We start from the raw sequence: 18633 nt of genomic DNA, 5'->3' as shown, positions 1-18633 counted from the left end.
TGCTTTTTCTATTTCAGCATCATTTCCAAAGTGTCGAGATTCTTTTCCATCAAGGTGAAGTAAGTTTCGTCATTGTCTTCATCTTCCGGAGTCAAAACACTTAAATTGTGCAACTCAATTGACTCTGCGCCAACTTCATTCTGGATCACTTCTGTCAGGTTGGAGGAAACGTGCTGTTCGAAAGCGATATATACAATGTTTTTTTCTTTCTAGTTTAGGGCAATTTGCTTGGGGGGACTGAAAAACTAAGTCGTCAGAAATCGTTGAATCGGCCCATGCCAATGATCTTTCCGGATTTCTGAGTAATTATTGTTCGTATACTCAGAAATGACTTTTCGCCAAAATCTTTGTGCAGGAAGGTTGGTTTCAAGTTCTGCCACTTCCCATACCCCAAGAAAGAGATCGAATAAATAAAAGGCGGCTTGTTTGCCGGTTCCTTGCTTCCGGTATTTTTTCATGATGAAAAACTCGCATATTTTTAAATAGGATGAACAATTTGAATCCTCTGAAGCTATCTCCCGTACCAATGCAAATCCGGCAATCTTCCCATCCACTTTGATGAGAAACGGGAAATGGGTGGGAATTGTCCAATAGTAGTCGAGATGCTTGTAACCGTACAAGCCGTCTTCATCTATATCTTCAGCTTCGAACTCAGAGAAATCGTACTGGTACAACTCCATCAGATTTCGTAGGACATCTTTTTGTTCGATAGTCGGCTGAAAGATTTCAAGTTTCATCATTCATCCTCCATTCAATGAGTTTACTAATGTACTATACGCGCAAGTTGTGTGAAAATAATGGAGAAATGAGTGGAAAGAATACATTTATCGATCATGAGAGTATCAAGAGTGATGTTCAATTAAAAGTATGGAGTATTACATACGAGGTCAAGTGAAGATGTAAGAGAGGATTGAAAATTTTTTTATAATTGTCCGGAGATGCTATCGAATCCACTTCGGTTACAGAAAATTATTGATAATTTCTCATGTTATTATTCTAAATGTTAAGGAAATAAAAATTTCTTTTAGGATAGGAATGTTCAATATCCCCCCTTTCATAAGCAGCAAAAGTTGCAACTTCTTTACAGGTAAATAGTTTACCGCTATTATGTGTGTTAGTGATAACTTACATAGAGGTTCGCCTTTTTTTGAAAACGGTTTAGTTTTCAATTGATGAAAGTTAGCACTAACGTACACTTAGGGTTAATTGGAGGGAGAGGAAGCACATGAAAATATTAAAGAGACTTGCGCACGTATTAAGCAGTTTTCCTATGAAGTCTATTTTTCTCATGATAATCATGGTTGTTCTTTTAGCAGTGGGCGTAAAAGATGTATTTATGGCGACAGGCAACGATACGCTGGTAGAACCTGATTCAGACGTATATCTCGAAAATTTAATGTTAGAGAAAGAATTCGGTGGAGAATCGATTATTGTTATGTATGAATCGGAAAATTTATTGACCCCCGCTCATTTAGAGCACATGAAAGGCATAGAAGATGCGCTGCAAAATAATGAATCGATCTACAGCATCTTAAGTCCAGTGACGCTTACTGAAGAAATTGTAGAAAGCCAAACGGATACGCTTAAGAAGGGGTTTTCTATGGAGCCTGGATTACCTGACAACCAGGAGACACTGGATAACATGATTTATGGCGAAAATAACGAACTTCGACCTATGTTTAAAGAATTAGTTATAGATGATCGTTACATGATTATGATGATAAAGCTTAATGGAGAAACAGATGATGGTGGAAAAACAGCAGTAATTGACACGATAAACAATTATTTGGTTGCGGAAGAAATTGATACAGCAGAAACCATGGTATCCGGGAAACCTGTTCTTGACAATGCTACCCGCACTTCCATGCAGGAAAGCATTCAAGCCATGATGGGACTGGCGCTAGTAATCATGATTGCCGTATTATCTATTCTCTTTAAAGTCCGTTGGCGCATATTGCCATTAGTAATCGTTCTCTTAGCAGTAATCGGAACGGTCGGTTTAATGGGCTGGTTACAAATACCAATTACGATGGTCTCAATGGCTGTTTTTCCGATTTTAATTGGTCTTGGCATCGATTATGCAATTCAGTTCCAAAACCGTTATGCAGAAGAAATGGCAAAGGAGGATTCAAATGAATAACAATAAAGATAAATCGAAGGAAAGTTTAAAGAAAACCATTACGAAGATGACTCCAGCTGTTTTAACTGCAATGATTGCGACTGCGCTTGGATTTGTTTCATTATATGCCTCGCCTGTGCCGATGATTCAGGACTTCGGCAAAATGTTAACAATCGGTTTAATCGTAAGTTTTGTTCTGGGGGTATTCCTTTTAATTCCTATACTATTCACCAGGGATTATTTTTTTAGTGAAGATAAAGTGTTGCAACCGAAGCAACTGCAAAAAAAGAAACCTTCAACAACGGATCGTGTTTTTGATTGGATTACCAAGAAAACTATAGCTCTTCGATGGGTAATTATCATAATCGCAGCTAGCACTGCCGCCTTTGGTATTTGGGTAGACCTTGATGCTGAAGCGGAAACAGACATGGAGACTTTCATGCCCCAAGATACGAAGGAACTAAATGATATTCTTAAATTAAGAGAGGTTCTTGGCACAACAGATCAAATATCGATTGTATATGAAAGCGATGATATTTTTTCCGATCAAGTAAATAGCTGGGTTGATGGTTTGACAGAATCGGCGAAAACCGAATTTCCTGATGTAGTGGTTAACACAAATTCGCTCACGAGTCTTTTGAAGCAAATGAATGGTGATGAGTTGCCTGTGGGCCAAGCATTCGAGGAAGGGGTAGCTGACGTCCCAGAAGACCAGTTAAAACTCTTCTTAAACGAACCAAAGACAAAAGGTGTTATCACGATTGGGATCAAACACTTAGAAGCAAAGGAATTAGGCGTATTCCTTGATGATTTAGAAGTCTATATGGAAAGCAGTAGTTTAGATACAGTCCAAACTACCATCACAGGAAAATCGGTATTAGATGTTGAGATGATTCGGGGTCTGACAACCGGTAGATATAAGATGACCTTGATTGGAATGGGGCTAGTGTTCTTCAGTTTATTAGTTATTTACAGGAATTTTGTGAAAGCGTTAATTCCTTTGTTTCCTATCACATTCATTATAGGTTGGTCAGGGTTGATCATGCACTTTCTGGATATGAGTTACACCCCGCTTACTGCAACATTGGGAGCATTAATAATTGGGATTGGTACGGAGTTCACCGTATTAATCATGGAACGATATTATGAGGAAAGAGAGAAAGGTTATCATAGCAGGAAAGCCATCCAAATGGCCAACAAAAATATTGGTAAGGCTATTTTAATATCGGCTATTACGACAATTGGTGGATTTAGTGCATTACTTATATCCGATTTTGTGATTTTGAACAATTTTGGACTAATGACACTTATTAATATTTCACTTGCTTTATTCTCCACGCTGATTGTAATGCCACCAGTCTTGATTATTTTGGATCGCTTTGTGAAAATAAAACAAACATCTTAATTTTTACTAGCTTATCAAGAGAGAAGGCGAAGACTATTGATGGATAAAACGGAACAAATCTTTAAAGGGGCTATTGCTGCTTTTATAAAAAAGGGAATGCAAGCATCAACGCAAGAAGTTGCTAAAGAAGCAGGAGTTGCAGAAGTGACACTATATCGGAGATATTCCACGAAAGAAAACCTATTTACTACGGTTCTCAAGAATGTACTCGAAAAAAAGTTCGGTTCCCGTGTTTTAGAAATTTCCAAAGAAAACGATACTGAATTATTTTTAACCAATATTATCGAAGATAGATTAGAAGTATTGGTGAAAAATAAAGATTTGGTAAGGATGCTTTTGTCAGAGAGTCTACGAGGGAATTTAACAGATAAAATTAACTTGCCAGAAGTTATTTTTTCAAGTTTAAAAAAAGGATTGGAATGTCATTTCCAACATAAAGATCAGCAAGTTGATATCGACTTTTGTGCAAGACAACTAGGAGGGGTATTTTTAAGTTATGTAATATTGCCAAACGATCAACAACTCGACAAGTTAACTACCCAAGAAAGAAGAGATATAGCGAAAAAACATGCCAAATCAATATTATCAACAATTGAGGAAATCTAGTCAGGGCAATCGTGCAAACTTGCTGCAACGGTTTTATGCATATTTAGTTAAACTTTTCTCTCTGACTGCAGAGTATCTATTACCTGGGTATTGAGAACAAAAGTTATTGCTTGAAGCAAAGTACAAATAAGAAGAGCGGTGCTTAATCAGCATCGCTCTTCTTATTTGTCTGGAAAAGTATCATGTTACGAACGCTTTAATCAAAGGTCTACTTTTCCAGGAAAAGATTCGATTATTAAAGTCATCTCTTCGCAGCGTTTCTGAAAGGTTTTGTCTAATAGTCTGTGGGTCAAATTGGGATGTTGACTTCAATCAAGGTTATTCCATTGTTAAACGCTTATAATAGGGATAGAGGTGCTCTCATGAAAAAAATAGTCATGTTCCTATCCGTTTTGTTTCTCGCTGCTTGCAGTAACGAAGCGTCAGTAACGACTTTGACAGACCCATCGCCCGATCAAGAACTGCGCTCCAGTGAAGCGGGATTATCGATGTCTCTTGCAGAAGATGCATATGAAAAATCTCCTTCATTAATTGAAGTGACGATAAAAAACGAAAGCCAGCAAAACTACGGTTTTGGAGAGTATTATCATATTGAAGTGAACAAAAATGGCAAGTGGTATATCTTGACACATTCCGACGCTGTGTTTTTAAATAATCAGCAGTTCAATGACTCTGGACAGCTGTTATTGGCTGGGAGTGAAGTGCAGCAGACATTTTTCATTGATCAACTGGGTATAACACTTGTTCCGGGTGAATATCGTCTCGTAAAGACATTTTTATCACAAAATGAACCCTTCTTTGAAATAGCTATAGCATCCCCATTTACAGTGGAATGAACAGTTCATAAGGAATCCGTAATCTAGCCAGATGAATAGTGCTCATCAATCAACACTCTAATCAATAATCATCTAGATAAAAGACGTCTATTCACACCTTTTTTTAGGTGATGGATAGACGTCTTGTTTTTCGAAGAAATATTATAGATTATTATTTAGTGAGAGATAGCAGGGTTTTCTCAGTAAAAAAATTAAAATATGCTCATGTAAAAGCGAAGTGAAGCTGAAATCAACTGACAATGCTGAACTCATTTAAAAAAATATTAAACGTTTTTAGAGGGAAAGAAAGACAAATTTAATTTACCATAAAATATATTCAGAATATTCAGAAATATATGATACTATTATATTGTACCGATTATTATCGAATGATAATTATAAGAAGTTAATGACATAGGCGGGTTTGTTCACTTTGTAAATCACGATTATTCTTATACTCATGAAAGAAGGGGTTGATTTATTGTGGGGAAAGTGGAAAAAACAGTTGTTTTTGAAATCGAACGCCGAAACACTCCTGATGGAGATTCCTATTGGGAAAAGTTCGAATTGCCACATGTGATGAACATGAATGTTATTTCTGGATTAATGGAAATCCGTCGTCATCCTGTCAATATGGAGGGAGAAAAAACTACGCCGGTTGCATGGGATATGAACTGCCTGGAGGAAGTATGCGGTGCGTGCTCAATGGTCATCAATGGTTATGCACGCCAATCATGTACAGCACTAGTCGATCAGCTAGAACACCCTATTCGGCTGCAGCCGATGAAAACATTTCCGGTTGTCCGTGATTTGATTATTGACCGCAGCTCCATGTTCGATACATTGAAAAGGCTCAAGGTTTGGATTCCGATTGATGGAACTCATGATCTTGGCGAAGGTCCGCGCATGCCTGAACGCAAACGGCAATGGGCGTATGAATTGTCCAAATGTATGACTTGCGGAGTCTGCTTAGAAGCGTGTCCGAATGTCAATGAAAAATCCGATTATATAGGGGCAGCCCCAATTTCACAAGTGCGCTTGATGAATGCGCATCCCACGGGTGCCATGAATAAAGATGAGCGCTTGAATTTGCTGATGGGGCCGGGTGGAATCCAGGAATGCGGGATGGCCCAAAACTGTGTGGAAACCTGTCCGAAAGGAATTCCTTTGACAACTTCCATCTCATCTATGAACCGCGATACGACAGTTCAAATGTTCCGTAACTTCTTTGGAAGTGACAGCATGGTTGAGTAGGGATAAAGATCGTAGCAGGCAGGCGCTCTAAAAATATGAAGAAGGTAGGAGGGATTCATATGAGTCAAGAATCATGGTTACCAACATTAAAGACTGATACACCTGAGGAAGGATACGACTTAGCAGTTAAGTTAGCACGTAAAGCTGTGGGAATGATTCAACCAGATGAAAATGTACGTAAAAAATTACGTCCGGTATATGCAAATGACGCAAATAGTTTAACTTTTGCTTCCCAAGTTGTGGCTATTAATTTTCAAACAGTAGCTGCAGCTAACAATTACTGGAATGATTAGTGACCATTAAGTAACTTGAAAAATAATTAATCTAAAAGTTGAAATAGAGTAATCCCACCCCGAAATGTTAGACTAAAATCTAAGGTTTTGGGGGTTTTATTTCTGTAATAAAAGTTGGAAACGTATCAAATGTATATGTTAACTGAAAAATGAGCTACAACACAATTGGAATATACATTAATATGTAAGTCGATGATTTTTTGGAGACTTGTTATGGAGCCGAAGAGTCGAATTTTAATCAGATGCTGCTTGAATATAAAAAGGAGAGAAGAGGCTGTTCGCAGCAAATCTTCTCTTCTTTTTTTGTTCGTGAAATTGTGCTTTTGTGAACGGTTAACTTTGGGGTGCTTTGAAAATCAATGCGAAAATGAAGTGCATTTCAAAAATCTATTCTTGATGCGAATGCCTAAATATCATTAGCAGGAAAACAGCTGATGACATGGTTGTCGGTCAAAGATGGATGCTGAATTATTTTAGAACGATCGAACTTTTTGCATCGATATTTAATGCTAAAATATTGTCATAACTAATTAGTTAGGAGGGCAGCTATGGAGACCTGGTTTGATGCAAGGTCCGACTATCCTTTTGAGCTTTTTTCCTTTAGCCACTTGGTGGTGTTAAGCATAGCCTTCATTGGATTGCTTTGCATCGTTCTCTTGAAAGACAGGTTAGGAGTGAACGCTCAGCTGTTTCAATGGCTGCGTTGGCTGTTGCTTGCCATCCTTTTTGTCTCGGAAGTTTCCTACCAGTATTGGGCTGTTTCCCATGGTTTTTGGAGTTTCAGCCGTCATGCGCCACTGCACTTATGCGGAGTCGCCTCTCTTACGGCCATGATCGGTTTGCTGACATTGCGGCCCTTTTGGATTCAGGTCTCATTTTTTATCGGAATCTTTCCGGCAATCCTGGCCTTGGTGACACCCGAAACGCCCTATGATTATCAGCATTTCCAGTTTTGGGTATTCTTTGTTCAGCACACCGCGATTTCTTGGGCTTGTTTGCTGTTAGGCGTAACTTTTTTTAATACCATCAACATCCGTTCGGTGTTTTCCATTTACGCCTTATTGCTTGTTTACGCGGCATTTATCGGCTTTCTTGTGAATCCGCTGATGGGTTCCAATTATCTTTACCTAGCCCAGCGGCCGTCCACCGCATCTCCCTTGGATTTTTTCGGAGACGGCGTTTGGTATTACATCAATCTATGTTTGGCTGCCTTGCTGCTGTTTTTGGTCCAGTACTTGATATTCCACTGGTTTATAAAAAAGCGTCACAGGGAAAGAAATAATTCTAAATGATTTAAATCTCCATGTTGTGACACGGGTGGTTGATGGTTCGATTATATAATTCACAGCTATTTTACTGTAAAATAATAGCATACTAGTTTTAGGAAGTGATGGCTTTGCCGGATTGGACTTACCACACTATGTTCAAACCGGCGCTTTCCCAGTTGCCGGCGAAAACAGGGAGAGAGTTTATCCACCGGGGCATGCATGTGATTTCGACGGTGCCAGGTGGAAGTAAATTAATCGAATACTTGGGGCATACCGCTCCGTCTTCCCGGCTGGAAACTGATGTTTTCGGATTGAAGATCTCCAATCCGGTTGGGTTAAGCGGGAAACTCGATCCCCAGCTTACAGGAACCAAAGCATTCAGCCATTTGGGGATGGGTTTTATTGAAGTCGGCCCAGTCACCATGGAGGCGCAGGATAGAGGCGCACCGTCGTTTACCCAGCCCAAAGACAATCTCGTTTTCCCTTACCAGTTGGAATCGCTCGGTGTTGAGCAAATGATCGTCAAGCTGGAGCGGCTGAAAGCATTCGACAAGCCGATCTTTATCCGCATCGGGAAAACAGGTTCTTATGATGAAACTTTGTCTTTGCTGCAAAAGTTATCCAGTTACGCAGCGGCGCTTATTGTAGAAGACCGCTTCAGTGACCATGACTGGCAATTATTGAAGAAATCGGGAATCGATAAGCCCTTATTATATGCCTGTCCTGCTGATGAAATGGACGTGCCATATATCGACGCCTTGGCAAATAAACGCTTAATAGACGGTGTCATTGTCGATGAACAGGGGGTGGACACGGGTGCTGGACTGAAATACAAAATCGCCCAGGCGGACAGTTTATCGGAAAAAGTATCAGAAGTCAGAAAGCACAGCAAGATGCCAGTCATCGTTTCCGGCGGCATAGCTGAACCGAAAGATGCCTTAGCCTTATTCCAGGCAGGAGCGGATTTGGTCATGCTGTCCGCGGGCTATGTTTTGACCGGCCCCGGCTTGCCCAAACGCATCAATGAAGGCTTATTGGATAGTAAAATGCCGTCGCCAGCCATATGCAGCGGATGGGTATGGCATTGGCTATTCGGTTTTCTCATGCTGTTGGGCGGTGCGATCGCAATGCTTGTCAGCATGACTATCGTCGTTATGCCCTATGACGAAGCATTTTTGAAGCTGACGCGCGAGGAACTGATTGCGATCAATCCGAATATCTACCGCTTTATGCAGCATGACCGGATGACGGTTGCCGGAACGATGATATCGGGCGGCATCTTGTATATGCAATTGGCGCGCCACGGCGTCCGGCACGGGCTTGAGTGGGCGAAGCGGGCGATCCATATCGCTGGTATATTAGGGTTTCTCGGCATTCTCTTGTTTATCGGATTCGGCTATTTCGACTGGCTGCACGGAATTCTGTGGCTGATTCTTTTGCCGTTTTTCTGGAAAGGCTATTTGGCGACGAAACATCATCAAGAACATTCGGCTTCCCGCAACCGGACCAACCACCAGGCATGGAAGAAAAGCCTATGGGGCCAACTGGCGTTTGTCGCGCTCGGTTTTGCGCTCGCTACCGGAGGGCTTGTCATTTCCATTATCGGTGTCAACGGTGTGTTCGTTCAGACGGACATCGCTTATATTTGTATGAGCCCGGAACAAATAGCGGGGATCAATGAGCGGCTGATTCCGGTCATCGCGCATGACCGTGCCGGCCTCGGGAGTGCTTTGATCAGTGTCGGATTGCTCGTGTTGATGCTTGCATTATGGGGTTTTCAAGAAGGCCAGAGATGGGTGTGGTACACGTTCCTGTTCGGCGGAATCCCGGCGTTCAGTGCCGCAATCCTCATCCACTATGTAATTGGCTACACGAGCTTTATACATATTTTACCAGCGCACATTGCCTTATTGCTGTTCGCTAGTGGATTACTCTATTCCAGGGAGTTCTTTTTTAAGCATCCATCATATTAATTAACCCTTTTAAATGGAAGGAGAAAGTAGGCTACTCAAAAAAATGCTCCTAGAATTAAATGGGAACACTTTTTCTTGTTCAGGAATGCATAGTTTGTTTTACCTTAATAACAAGGTGATGAAAATACCAATCGCCGTAATCAATCCAACAATGGGGCCGCCCTTTTCATGGGCTTCCGGCATCATTGTGGAGGCAATCATCGCAATAATGGCGCCTGCTGCAAACGAAGAAATGATGGCTTGCGTCGATTCTGAGGCTTGGTCAAGCAGCGAATAGCCCAAAAGGGAACTGAGAGCGGATGCAATGAGAACCAACACCCACATGGATATCACTTTCTTTGTGGTGTATCCTCCTTTTTTCAGGCCTGTCGTGCTCGATATTCCTTCCGGCAAATTGCTGAGAAAAATGGCCGTAATCAAGGCGACTCCCACTCCGCCGCCTTGAGCGATGCCGAGACCAATCATCGCTGATTCCGGGATGGCGTCCATGATCGTTCCAATAAAAATGGCAAGGCCGGATCCTTCTTCTGAACTTACAGGTTTTTCAGTGCCGTGGCCGGACCGTTTCCGGTGCCTGCCGCCGTTTCGGCTGACAATCGCATCAAAAGCTGTAAAGATGGCTGCGCCGCCTAAAAACCCCAGAGCGATTTCCCCTAGGCCGCCTAGTTCCATCGCTTTTCCTAACAGCTCAAAACTAACCACACCAATCAACGCACCGGTTCCGAGTGCCATCACATAAGCGATTAACCGCCGCGGAAATGGAACAACCAATACCATAATTGCGCCGAGCAGGTTTGCTGCCCCAGCAATTGCTCCCCACAATAAGGCTGATTCCATTAAGCTCATCCTCCACAGGTTAGTATTTTTCTTGTCTTTACCCTTTTTAAACCTTGCTTTAACTTGCATTCCTTGATGATGAAATGGAAGTGTTCTTTAATAAACGTTTTTTCATTGTCCGAATACCAATACCTTGCAGGCGACTATGCCAAATCTTATGAAACTTACCGCGCTGGATATGCAATCATGTTCGATATCGGTAAAGGGTTGAGCAACGCCGTTGTTGATCAAATACTTGAGAGCTTTAAAATCACAGCGTCTGGCATGGAGGCACAGCCAGCAAATCGGTCACAATGATTCTTTGTGTCACACACGGCATGATGATTTTCTTGGCAATTGGAACACTAAGGTAATGTCAAAATAAAAACCAGTAAAGATATTTCAAGGAGAGCTAGGTGAATAGCTTTCTTTTTGTTTCGGAAAGAGTGACTTGAGTGTTATATCGTTTGAAACTGATAGGAAAGCATACTACTCATTGCAATTGTCAAACAGCTTATAGTATCTTTAAAAAAGTGCTGCAAAAATCAGTTGCGCACATTCCAGTAGAGGAGGGATATTATGGAATACAAAACAATCGGCCCTTCCAGGAAATTTCAGAATTTTAATGATGCAGCCAATCAGATACTTAAAATGCTGAGCAATCAAATGGAGATTAATACATTATTCATTGCTGAAAATGATGGGAACACCAATAGAATCAAAAAAGCCTTTAACAGGAAAGAAGAATTGGTAACAGAAGACAGCCAATCACCTCTGGATCAGACGTTTTGCAGCCTAACCATCAATTATGGCCAGGAACCGCTGTTAATTGAGGATATATCAAAAGATGAAAATGCGACCAAGCTGGGCATCGCAGCCCAGTTTGATAATGGCTCGTTCATCGGCATTCCAATTTATTATGAAGATGGAGAAGTGTATGGCACCATTTGCGGATTGGATAAACATCCGGTTGCATTTACGAAAGAACATCAGGAAATGTTTGAGATGATGTCTTCTTTGCTGACCTATATCCTGGAACTGGAGAATGCTCAAAAGGAAATTCAAACGCTGTCCTCACCTCTCGTCCCACTGACAGACGAGATTTCCATCTTGCCTATCATCGGCCACATCACACTGGCACGTGCCTATCAGCTAATTGATGATGTGGTGATAAAATCGAGTGAAGGAATCGATTTTCTAATCATGGATTTTTCAGGGATTACACAAATTGACCCACGTATTGAACAGCCCTTGCTGAATTTAATTAAAACCTTGAAAATCATGGGGATTACACCGATCATTACCGGGATTCTGCCTTCCATGGCGATACAGGTTCCGCATTTTGCCCATTCCTTGAAAGGGGAAAAGATGGAAGCGACACTGAAAATCGCCATCGATCAACTGGGTTTTGTATTGACGAAGAAAAATGAATTTGACACATCCACTTTGAAATAGAGCGAGCAAAAATTAAACCCCGAATGGTAGCGCTATAAAAAGCGCCACCATTCGGGGTTTAGTTCTGACTTCAATCAGCGTGCAGCTTTTCAATAGGATAGAAAACTTTTCCATGAGTGATACAAAACTTTGTCCTCACTGTTCTTTCTTTGTTTTGTGACTTTAAAAAGAAGCTTGGACTAAAAAGAACGCTGTCGACCCAAAAAGCGCAGCAACAGACATGAATAACGCAAACATGGCCATGCGTCTCTTTTTTTTATCTGCTGCATACTTCTCCTGAATATAAGCGGCCCATTTCCAAGCTAGAATATGTGTGATCACCAAAAAAGCGATGAGGCCTAAAGTTATGAAAGACTGTGTCATAATTTTCCTTTCTGCAGAAATATTAAGTTTCACGTTAATCTATCATGACAAGTGTTTTGTAACAAGACATCCCCAGGGCATTGAGAAACTTTAACTGCTCGAGAAAGGTAGTTTGTCATAAGGGGAAGAGCATGAAATGAGCTCTTGCTCTTTTTTTGTTAATGGATTCGCCTGAGCAGAATGTGTTTTTTGTTCGTTTATCATTTCTAGCGAGAAGACGCCTATCTCAACGCCTTGCGTAGGTAGGGGATGAATCGCTTTTTTTTTTCGTTTTCATGGTTAAAAGAACGTATGCTCTATTTGTGGTGCTGGTAAGGAGGTGACCCATCGTGATGGTCCACAAAGCGTACAAGTTTCGGCTCTACCCCAACAAGAAACAGAAAGTGCTGATCGCCAAAACCATCGGCTGTAGCCGTTTTGTGTTCAATCATTAGGTTTTACCGGGACATTTCAGCTGAACTTGCGAAATTACACAAAGAGTACGAGTGGTCTGAATTAGTCCTGATTGGCCATCAAAGAACGGTGAAGCTGCTCGAGGACGAGTTGAAAATGGAAGCCAGCCGTGTCGTAACCAAAAACTTAGGGGGCGCAACGGAACAACAAGTGCTACAGGCTGCATTCGACAATTGACGATCTGACAATGAAGTTCTGGAAAAACTGTATCATGTACCTTAACCGGACATGACACAGTTTTTTATGTCTGCGGGTCAACTTCTTTCGAAGCCTTTTCCAATATTCCCCTCTATACTGAAGGATGAGGGAAACGAACTGCCCCCTTAATAAACGCTGCCCGTAGTGCGCATTCTAGAGTGAAATCTAAGCTCCATCCCTATGCCAACTGCAGAAAAGCTGTCAGTTGGTCCAACAATTTGTATTGGACCTGCAGTGCAACTACTATAGACTGGTAATATAGAGAAATTCCTTCCGCAAAATAGATGTGATGGATGGTTTTCAGCAAGTTGCTTTCAGTTGTTAAAGGATAGAGCACGAAGCTTGAAGGGGGATTCCGCATGATCAATTCAAAGTACTTGGATTTATTGGCACAAAAATACGATAGCGAAGAAAAAGTGGCGACGGAGATTATCAATCTGGAAGCCATATTGAATCTGCCAAAAGGCACGGAGCATTTTGTCAGCGACTTGCACGGCGAGTACCAAGCATTTCAGCACGTGCTGCGAAACGGTTCCGGAAATGTCAAAGTGAAAATCAGGGATTTATTCCAGGGTGAGCTGCAGGAAAAAGAACTGAATGAATTCGCGACACTCGTTTATTATCCGGAAGAGAAATTGCGCTTGATCAAAAGCCATTTCAGCAGCAAAAAGGAAGTGCGCGAATGGTATATAGAAACGATTGAACGAATGCTGAAGCTGGTGTCTTACGCCTCTTCCAAATACACACGCGCCAAATTGCGCAAAGCTTTGCCGAAGCAGTTCGTCTACATTATCGAAGAGCTGCTGTACAAGACCGACGAGTTCGCGAATAAGAAAGACTATTACGCGAAAATGCTCGAACAGGTTATTTCCTTGGGCCAAGTGGACAAGCTGATTATCGGGCTGGCGTATACAACGCAGCGTTTGACGGTGGATCATCTTCATGTCGTCGGCGACATTTATGATCGGGGGCCGGATCCGCATAAGATTATGGACACGCTCATCGATTATCATTCGGTCGACATCCAATGGGGCAACCATGACGTCCTATGGCTCGGAGCTTTTTCCGGTTCTAAGGTGTGCCTGGCGAACATCATCCGCATCTGTGCGCGCTATAACAACTTGGACATCATCGAGGATGTTTACGGCATCAATCTGCGGCCGCTTCTGAATTTGGCGGAGAAATACTACGACGACAACCCGGCTTTTCATCCGAAACGCATTACAGATGAAAAGCTGACGGAGCAGGAACAGCTGCAAATCACCAAAATCCACCAAGCCATTTCGATCATCCAATTCAAGCTGGAAAGCCCGATCATCAAAAGGCGTTCCTGCTTTGACATGACGGACCGATTGCTGCTGGAAAAAGTCGATTACGGAAAAAACGAAGCGACACTTCACGGAAAAACCTATGATCTTGTAAACACTTGCTTTGCCACAATCGACCCCGATCAGCCGGACCGCTTGCTCGAGGAAGAACAGCAAGTGATCGATAAATTGCTGTTTTCCATCCAGCATTCGGAAAAGCTCGCCCGGCACATGAAATTCCTGATGAAAAAAGGCAGCCTGTATTTGCAATACAACGGCAATTTACTGATCCACGGTTGCATTCCGCTTGAGGAAAACGGGGATATGAAAAAAATGGGGATAGAAGGCGAAAGCTACGCCGGCCGTGAACTGCTCGATGTATTTGAGCAGTATACCCGTTATGCCTTTGCCCATCCGGATGAAACCGATGATTTTGCGACCGATATGGTGTGGTACCAGTGGACCGGCGAAAATTCCTCGCTTTTCGGCAAACGTGAGATGACGACGTTCGAGCGTTATTTCATCCAGGAAAAAGAAACACATAAGGAACGGAAAAACCCGTATTATTATTTGCGCGAAGACGAGGACATGTGCCGCAAGATGCTCGCGGAGTTCGGTTTGAATCCGGAGCACGGCCGCATCATCAATGGCCATACGCCGGTCAAAGAAATTGACGGTGAAAACCCAATCAAGGCGAACGGCAAGATGATCGTCATTGATGGCGGTTTTTCAAAAGCCTATCAGTCCACTACCGGAATCGCCGGTTATACGCTTCTTTACAATTCGTACGGTATGGAACTGGTCGCCCATCAGTTGTTCAATTCAAAAGAAGAAGTGTTGAAGAACGGAACCGACGTCTTATCCATCAAACGTTTGGTGGACGAAGAACTGAAACGTAAAAAAGTGAAAGAAACGAATATCGGCCAAGAACTCTTGCAGGAAATCGCCAACCTGAACAGTTTGAGAAAGCATCGGTATATGGCGTAGCGTGGGATCCCTTTTAATCATGATCAGTTTATAGGAATGGGAAAGAACTGAAGTACAGTTCTTTCCTTTTTTCTTTGGGAATGTGCCTTTACGAAAGGAGCGGTTGTGCCATCAGACTGAAAATGCTGCCCGGAAATGAAATCAATCGATTATATATGATATAAATAAACAGGAAAATACATAGCCGTTGCACAGAAATTTTGAATGCTTCATTGTAGAATGACGGGAAAGGATGATTTTTTGTTGGATTTCACTAGTTTTAATTGGGAGGCGCTGCTCCTCGGAGCGGGAGTCATTACAGCCCAAATAATCGGGATTCTTATTGCGTTTGCGGTCGTAAGGACAATCGGGAAGAAGTTGATAGATCGTTCCTTTGATAAGCTGATCGGGAAAGGCGATATTACGAGAGGCCGCGCGTTGACGCTGCGTGCGTTATCGGAGAATGTTTTTTCTTACGCATTGATTTTTATTTTGGTCGCGACTTTGTTCAGTATCTTCGGCTTGTCTGTCGCAAGTCTCATTGCCGGGGCGGGGATTGTAGGACTCGCAATCGGCTTCGGGGCTCAAGGACTCGTCAGCGATGTCGTCACCGGATTCTTCCTGCTGCTCGAGAAGCAAATTGACGTAAACGATTACGTGACAGTCGGGACAATCGGTGGCATCGTCGAATCGGTCGGCTTGCGGACAACGCAGATCCGCAGTTTTGACGGCACTTTGAATTACATACCGAACCGCGACATCACTACCGTCAGCAATCATTCGCGCGGCAATATGCAGGCGCTTGTCGATATCGGCGTGTCGTACGATGACAACGTCGACGAAGCGATTGCGGTCATGCAAACGGCGTGTGAGAACATGGTGATGGAAGAGGGAATCATCGTGGAAGGTCCTAATGTTATCGGGGTGCAAGCGTTGGGCACGTCCGATGTGACCTTGCGGATCATCGCAAAAGCGAAAAACGGCGAACAATGGGCCGTCGAGCGCGAGTTGCGCAAAACCATTAAAGAAGCGCTGGATGCAAACGGCATCGAAATCCCGTTTCCTCATCAAGTGATTATCCATAAGAACCTGGAAATGGCGAAACGTTAACGGAGCAGGACAAGTGAATGCAATAAGAGCTGCACAAAAGTCGCCTCGGCCACTTCTGTGCAGCTTTTTTGCGCGGAGAATAAAGGGTGTTGTGGAAAAGAAAAGACATCAACATAAAATATAATTTCCTAATATAAGAAATTAAGGGTAAAAATGAATAATATTTTCTATTGAAAATATATTGACAATGGAATTTAACACGCGTAGTTTTTAGTCTGTTGAGAATGGTAACCGATAGGCCTTTGAATCACTGAATCACTAATGAACGAGGAAAACACATAACTCGAGAGCAGGGGCTATGCTTCTGTCTGAGACTGCTTTTTTGATGGAAGATAGAGAAGAGGTAATGACTTGAAGAAACAATTTGTGGTAATTGGATTGGGGAGATTTGGCAGCAGCATCTGCAAGGAGCTGTACAAGCTCGGGCACGATGTCATGGCGATCGATTCATCGCCTGAGCGTGTCGATCCGATTAGGAACTTCGCCTCGCACGCAGCCGTGGCGATCGGCGACAATTTGCAGACGAGTGTGTTGTGCACACTGCTGCTCAAGGAAATCGGCGTTCCGATTGTCTGGGTCAAAGCGAAGGATTTGCAGCATCAAATGATTCTTGAAAAGGTGGGGGCAGACCGCGTTATCCAGCCTGAAAGAGAAATAGGCATCCGCATTGCCCATCATATGGACTCGGAAAAAACCATTGATTATATCGACCTCTCCGAAGACTACAGTATCATCGAATTGGTGGCTTCCAATAAGCTCAATGACCAAACTTTGATGGAATTGGACATTCGTGCGAAATTCCAATGCACCGTTTTGGCCATCAAGCGCGGGGAAACGGTTGGCATCGATGTCGGACTCAATCAATTCGCGGTGTTGTCCGACGGCGTCGAAAGCGCGGTCCAACAGGCAAAAGCCGACGCGGGGGAGAAAGACATCGCCGTGCTCGGCACAGGAACCCGGATGTTCGAGCATTTGGAAGACCTGGAAATCGCATTGGAAAAGGTGCGGACCATCGAGACGAGTCAGCAAGTGGAAGTCTACTATAAAGTGATTAACCCACGGTAGGAAACAGAGCTTGTGCGTCAGTTTCTATTTGAAATGATCGCGAACATTTGGTGGTCTTCCCACTGGCCATTGATCTTTACACCCTTTTGTTCAATGCCTTCTTTATGGAAACCAGCTTTTTCCAACACACGCATCGACCCGATGTTGCGCAGCATCACACCCGCTTCCACACGATGTAGTTTTAAATTATCGAACGCAAACTGGACGGCTAAAGAGACGGCTTCAGTCGCATAGCCTCTCCCGTTGTATTGTTGGTCCAATGAATAGCCGAGCAAGCCTCGCTGAAGTGGACCCCGTACGATGCGGGCTAAGGATACATCACCAACCAAAGTTCCGGTTTCTTTTAAAAATATGCCGAACGTGTATTGCTGATCTGCGAGTCTTTGCTGTGCGCAATTGCTGATATATTGCTGCTTGGCATCGAGCGTATAAAAATCATTTCCGAAAGTTGGCGCGTACTGCTGGAAAAAATCACTGTTTCTTAGCTGCATGTCCAGTAAAGCCAGCGCATCTTTATCTTCAAAAAAGCGAATGAAGATCTTTTTTCCGATCAGTTCCATCATAAAGCCAGCTCCTCTATATAGTCATCAAATGTAAGTTCCACTGCGTATGTTGATTGGCTGTTTTACTATAAGTATATCAAGTTGTAAACGCCGTAAAATACTTTTACCGAAAACCGAAAGTTGGCTCTACGCTTTTGTAAAAGGATTTTCCTGTATTCGGGTTCGCCTCCGACTGTCGACACTGATGTTCAGTGAAAATAATTTTACTCATGTCAACCTCTCCCGTTCGAATAGATATGTTCAGTATATCGGGGTCTGAGGACAGAAAAAACCCGAAATGGAGACACTTTTTTTAAGTATCTACCATTTGGGGTTCAGTTCAGGGAATAGCGTTTTGTTATATTCGTTTAGGCCCTCAAGCCCTTTGAATCATCTTGGGCAATCGGCAACTGCTTAGCTGAATAACCGTGCCGGTTCAGCGCGCACCCATTCCGCCGTCTATTCTGTACTGGCTTCCGGTGATGAATTTGGAATCATCACTGGCCAAAAACAACACCAGCTTGGAAACTTCCTCCATATTGCCATAGCGGCCCAGCGGAATACGGGACGAAATATTGTTTTTTACGGCAGAAGGGTTGTCGATATTCAGTGTTTTTTCAATCGT

Annotated in this window: 18 protein-coding genes and 2 pseudogenes; 15 read left to right on the top strand and 5 right to left on the bottom strand. The window is 42.8% G+C overall.

Annotated elements, in window-relative coordinates; genetic code table 11:
• Nucleotides 1-8 precede the first annotated feature (8 nt).
• Nucleotides 9-206: pseudogene (locus tag J7E21_RS10525) on the bottom strand (metal ABC transporter solute-binding protein, Zn/Mn family); the annotation flags it as partial.
• A gap of 39 nt (nucleotides 207-245) precedes the next feature.
• Nucleotides 246-737 carry a GNAT family N-acetyltransferase gene (locus J7E21_RS10520; RefSeq protein WP_353047771.1) on the bottom strand — a complete coding sequence of 164 codons (492 nt, stop codon included), beginning with the start codon at nucleotides 735-737 and terminating at the stop codon, nucleotides 246-248.
• Between the two features lie 488 nt (nucleotides 738-1225).
• On the opposite strand from J7E21_RS10520, the gene J7E21_RS10515 reads away from it, so the two are divergent.
• The 8 genes from J7E21_RS10515 (at nucleotide 1226) to J7E21_RS10480 (ending at nucleotide 9733) form a co-directional block, all read left to right on the top strand.
• Complete coding sequence (locus J7E21_RS10515) at nucleotides 1226-2140, top strand: MMPL family transporter (protein WP_215107378.1); 915 nt, start codon at nucleotides 1226-1228, stop codon at nucleotides 2138-2140.
• Nucleotides 2133-3524 (top strand): efflux RND transporter permease subunit, encoded by a 1392-nt coding sequence (locus J7E21_RS10510; protein WP_215107376.1) that lies wholly within the window; start codon nucleotides 2133-2135, stop codon nucleotides 3522-3524. Before J7E21_RS10515 ends, J7E21_RS10510 begins: the two co-directional genes overlap by 8 nt.
• Before the next feature lie 39 nt (nucleotides 3525-3563).
• The gene (locus tag J7E21_RS10505) at nucleotides 3564-4130 is read left to right on the top strand and encodes a TetR/AcrR family transcriptional regulator (protein ID WP_215107374.1); all 567 of its coding nucleotides are present in this window, start codon (nucleotides 3564-3566) and stop codon (nucleotides 4128-4130) included.
• Nucleotides 4131-4492: 362 nt separating this feature from the next.
• Nucleotides 4493-4966 carry an immunoglobulin-like domain-containing protein gene (locus tag J7E21_RS10500; RefSeq protein WP_215107372.1) on the top strand — a complete coding sequence of 158 codons (474 nt, stop codon included), beginning with the start codon at nucleotides 4493-4495 and terminating at the stop codon, nucleotides 4964-4966.
• Between the two features lie 462 nt (nucleotides 4967-5428).
• Nucleotides 5429-6199 (top strand): succinate dehydrogenase iron-sulfur subunit, encoded by a 771-nt coding sequence (sdhB, locus tag J7E21_RS10495; RefSeq protein ID WP_215107370.1) that lies wholly within the window; start codon nucleotides 5429-5431, stop codon nucleotides 6197-6199.
• 59 nt (nucleotides 6200-6258) lie between these two features.
• Complete coding sequence (locus J7E21_RS10490) at nucleotides 6259-6492, top strand: hexameric tyrosine-coordinated heme protein (RefSeq protein ID WP_215107368.1); 234 nt, start codon at nucleotides 6259-6261, stop codon at nucleotides 6490-6492.
• A 548-nt stretch (nucleotides 6493-7040) separates the two neighbouring features.
• Nucleotides 7041-7784, top strand: coding sequence for a YwaF family protein (locus tag J7E21_RS10485; RefSeq protein WP_215107366.1), 744 nt, complete (start codon nucleotides 7041-7043; stop codon nucleotides 7782-7784).
• 104 nt (nucleotides 7785-7888) lie between these two features.
• Nucleotides 7889-9733 carry a beta/alpha barrel domain-containing protein gene (locus tag J7E21_RS10480; RefSeq protein ID WP_215107364.1) on the top strand — a complete coding sequence of 615 codons (1845 nt, stop codon included), beginning with the start codon at nucleotides 7889-7891 and terminating at the stop codon, nucleotides 9731-9733.
• Between the two features lie 99 nt (nucleotides 9734-9832).
• Here J7E21_RS10480 and J7E21_RS10475 read toward each other — a convergent pair whose 3' ends face one another.
• Nucleotides 9833-10570 (bottom strand): ZIP family metal transporter, encoded by a 738-nt coding sequence (locus J7E21_RS10475; protein ID WP_215107362.1) that lies wholly within the window; start codon nucleotides 10568-10570, stop codon nucleotides 9833-9835.
• A gap of 114 nt (nucleotides 10571-10684) precedes the next feature.
• On the opposite strand from J7E21_RS10475, the gene J7E21_RS10470 reads away from it, so the two are divergent.
• The 7 genes and pseudogenes from J7E21_RS10470 (at nucleotide 10685) to J7E21_RS10440 (ending at nucleotide 17466) form a co-directional block, all read left to right on the top strand.
• On the top strand, nucleotides 10685-10867 hold the full coding sequence (locus tag J7E21_RS10470; protein WP_215107361.1) for a hypothetical protein: 183 nt from the start codon (nucleotides 10685-10687) through the stop codon (nucleotides 10865-10867).
• A gap of 261 nt (nucleotides 10868-11128) precedes the next feature.
• A complete protein-coding gene (locus tag J7E21_RS10465; RefSeq protein WP_215107359.1) occupies nucleotides 11129-12004 on the top strand; it encodes a GAF domain-containing protein in 876 nt (291 codons plus the stop codon).
• 692 nt (nucleotides 12005-12696) lie between these two features.
• Nucleotides 12697-12798: pseudogene (locus J7E21_RS16670) on the top strand (helix-turn-helix domain-containing protein); the annotation flags it as partial.
• Nucleotides 12785-12997, top strand: coding sequence for a VLRF1 family aeRF1-type release factor (locus tag J7E21_RS10455; RefSeq protein ID WP_215107357.1), 213 nt, complete (start codon nucleotides 12785-12787; stop codon nucleotides 12995-12997). The pseudogene J7E21_RS16670 and the gene J7E21_RS10455, both read left to right, overlap by 14 nt.
• A 383-nt stretch (nucleotides 12998-13380) precedes the next feature.
• On the top strand, nucleotides 13381-15312 hold the full coding sequence (locus J7E21_RS10450) for a fructose-1,6-bisphosphatase (RefSeq protein ID WP_215107718.1): 1932 nt from the start codon (nucleotides 13381-13383) through the stop codon (nucleotides 15310-15312).
• 240 nt (nucleotides 15313-15552) lie between these two features.
• On the top strand, nucleotides 15553-16401 hold the full coding sequence (locus J7E21_RS10445; protein WP_353047769.1) for a mechanosensitive ion channel family protein: 849 nt from the start codon (nucleotides 15553-15555) through the stop codon (nucleotides 16399-16401).
• A gap of 351 nt (nucleotides 16402-16752) precedes the next feature.
• Entirely contained in the window at nucleotides 16753-17466 is a 714-nt protein-coding gene (locus J7E21_RS10440) for a potassium channel family protein (RefSeq protein WP_215107353.1), read from the top strand.
• A 17-nt stretch (nucleotides 17467-17483) separates the two neighbouring features.
• On the opposite strand, the gene J7E21_RS10435 is transcribed toward J7E21_RS10440, so the two are convergent.
• The gene (locus J7E21_RS10435) at nucleotides 17484-18026 is read right to left on the bottom strand and encodes a GNAT family N-acetyltransferase (RefSeq protein ID WP_215107716.1); all 543 of its coding nucleotides are present in this window, start codon (nucleotides 18024-18026) and stop codon (nucleotides 17484-17486) included.
• Between the two features lie 418 nt (nucleotides 18027-18444).
• Nucleotides 18445-18633, bottom strand: a 189-nt coding sequence (locus tag J7E21_RS10430) for an SDR family oxidoreductase (RefSeq protein WP_215107351.1), incomplete at its 5' end; no start/stop codon positions are given.

It is taken from the genome of Planococcus sp. ISL-109 (assembly GCF_018613655.1).
GTDB lineage: Bacteria > Bacillota > Bacilli > Bacillales_A > Planococcaceae > Planococcus.
The sequence above is the reverse complement of the archived record's forward strand: the minus strand, read 5'-3'. Positions and strand labels throughout refer to the sequence as shown.

Excerpts from the sequence above, each read along its gene's own strand:
- J7E21_RS10435 (WP_215107716.1), bottom strand. The coding sequence starts at position 18,026 with ATGGAACTGATCGGAAAAAAGATCTTCATTCGCTTTTTTGAAGATAAA.
- J7E21_RS10475 (WP_215107362.1), bottom strand. The coding sequence starts at position 10,570 with ATGGAATCAGCCTTATTGTGGGGAGCAATTGCTGGGGCAGCAAACCTG.
- J7E21_RS10520 (WP_353047771.1), bottom strand. The coding sequence starts at position 737 with ATGAAACTTGAAATCTTTCAGCCGACTATCGAACAAAAAGATGTCCTA.
- J7E21_RS10500 (WP_215107372.1), top strand. The coding sequence starts at position 4,493 with ATGAAAAAAATAGTCATGTTCCTATCCGTTTTGTTTCTCGCTGCTTGC.
- J7E21_RS10515 (WP_215107378.1), top strand. The coding sequence starts at position 1,226 with ATGAAAATATTAAAGAGACTTGCGCACGTATTAAGCAGTTTTCCTATG.
- J7E21_RS10510 (WP_215107376.1), top strand. The coding sequence starts at position 2,133 with ATGAATAACAATAAAGATAAATCGAAGGAAAGTTTAAAGAAAACCATT.
- J7E21_RS10505 (WP_215107374.1), top strand. The coding sequence starts at position 3,564 with ATGGATAAAACGGAACAAATCTTTAAAGGGGCTATTGCTGCTTTTATA.
- J7E21_RS10490 (WP_215107368.1), top strand. The coding sequence starts at position 6,259 with ATGAGTCAAGAATCATGGTTACCAACATTAAAGACTGATACACCTGAG.
- J7E21_RS10465 (WP_215107359.1), top strand. The coding sequence starts at position 11,129 with ATGGAATACAAAACAATCGGCCCTTCCAGGAAATTTCAGAATTTTAAT.
- J7E21_RS10485 (WP_215107366.1), top strand. The coding sequence starts at position 7,041 with ATGGAGACCTGGTTTGATGCAAGGTCCGACTATCCTTTTGAGCTTTTT.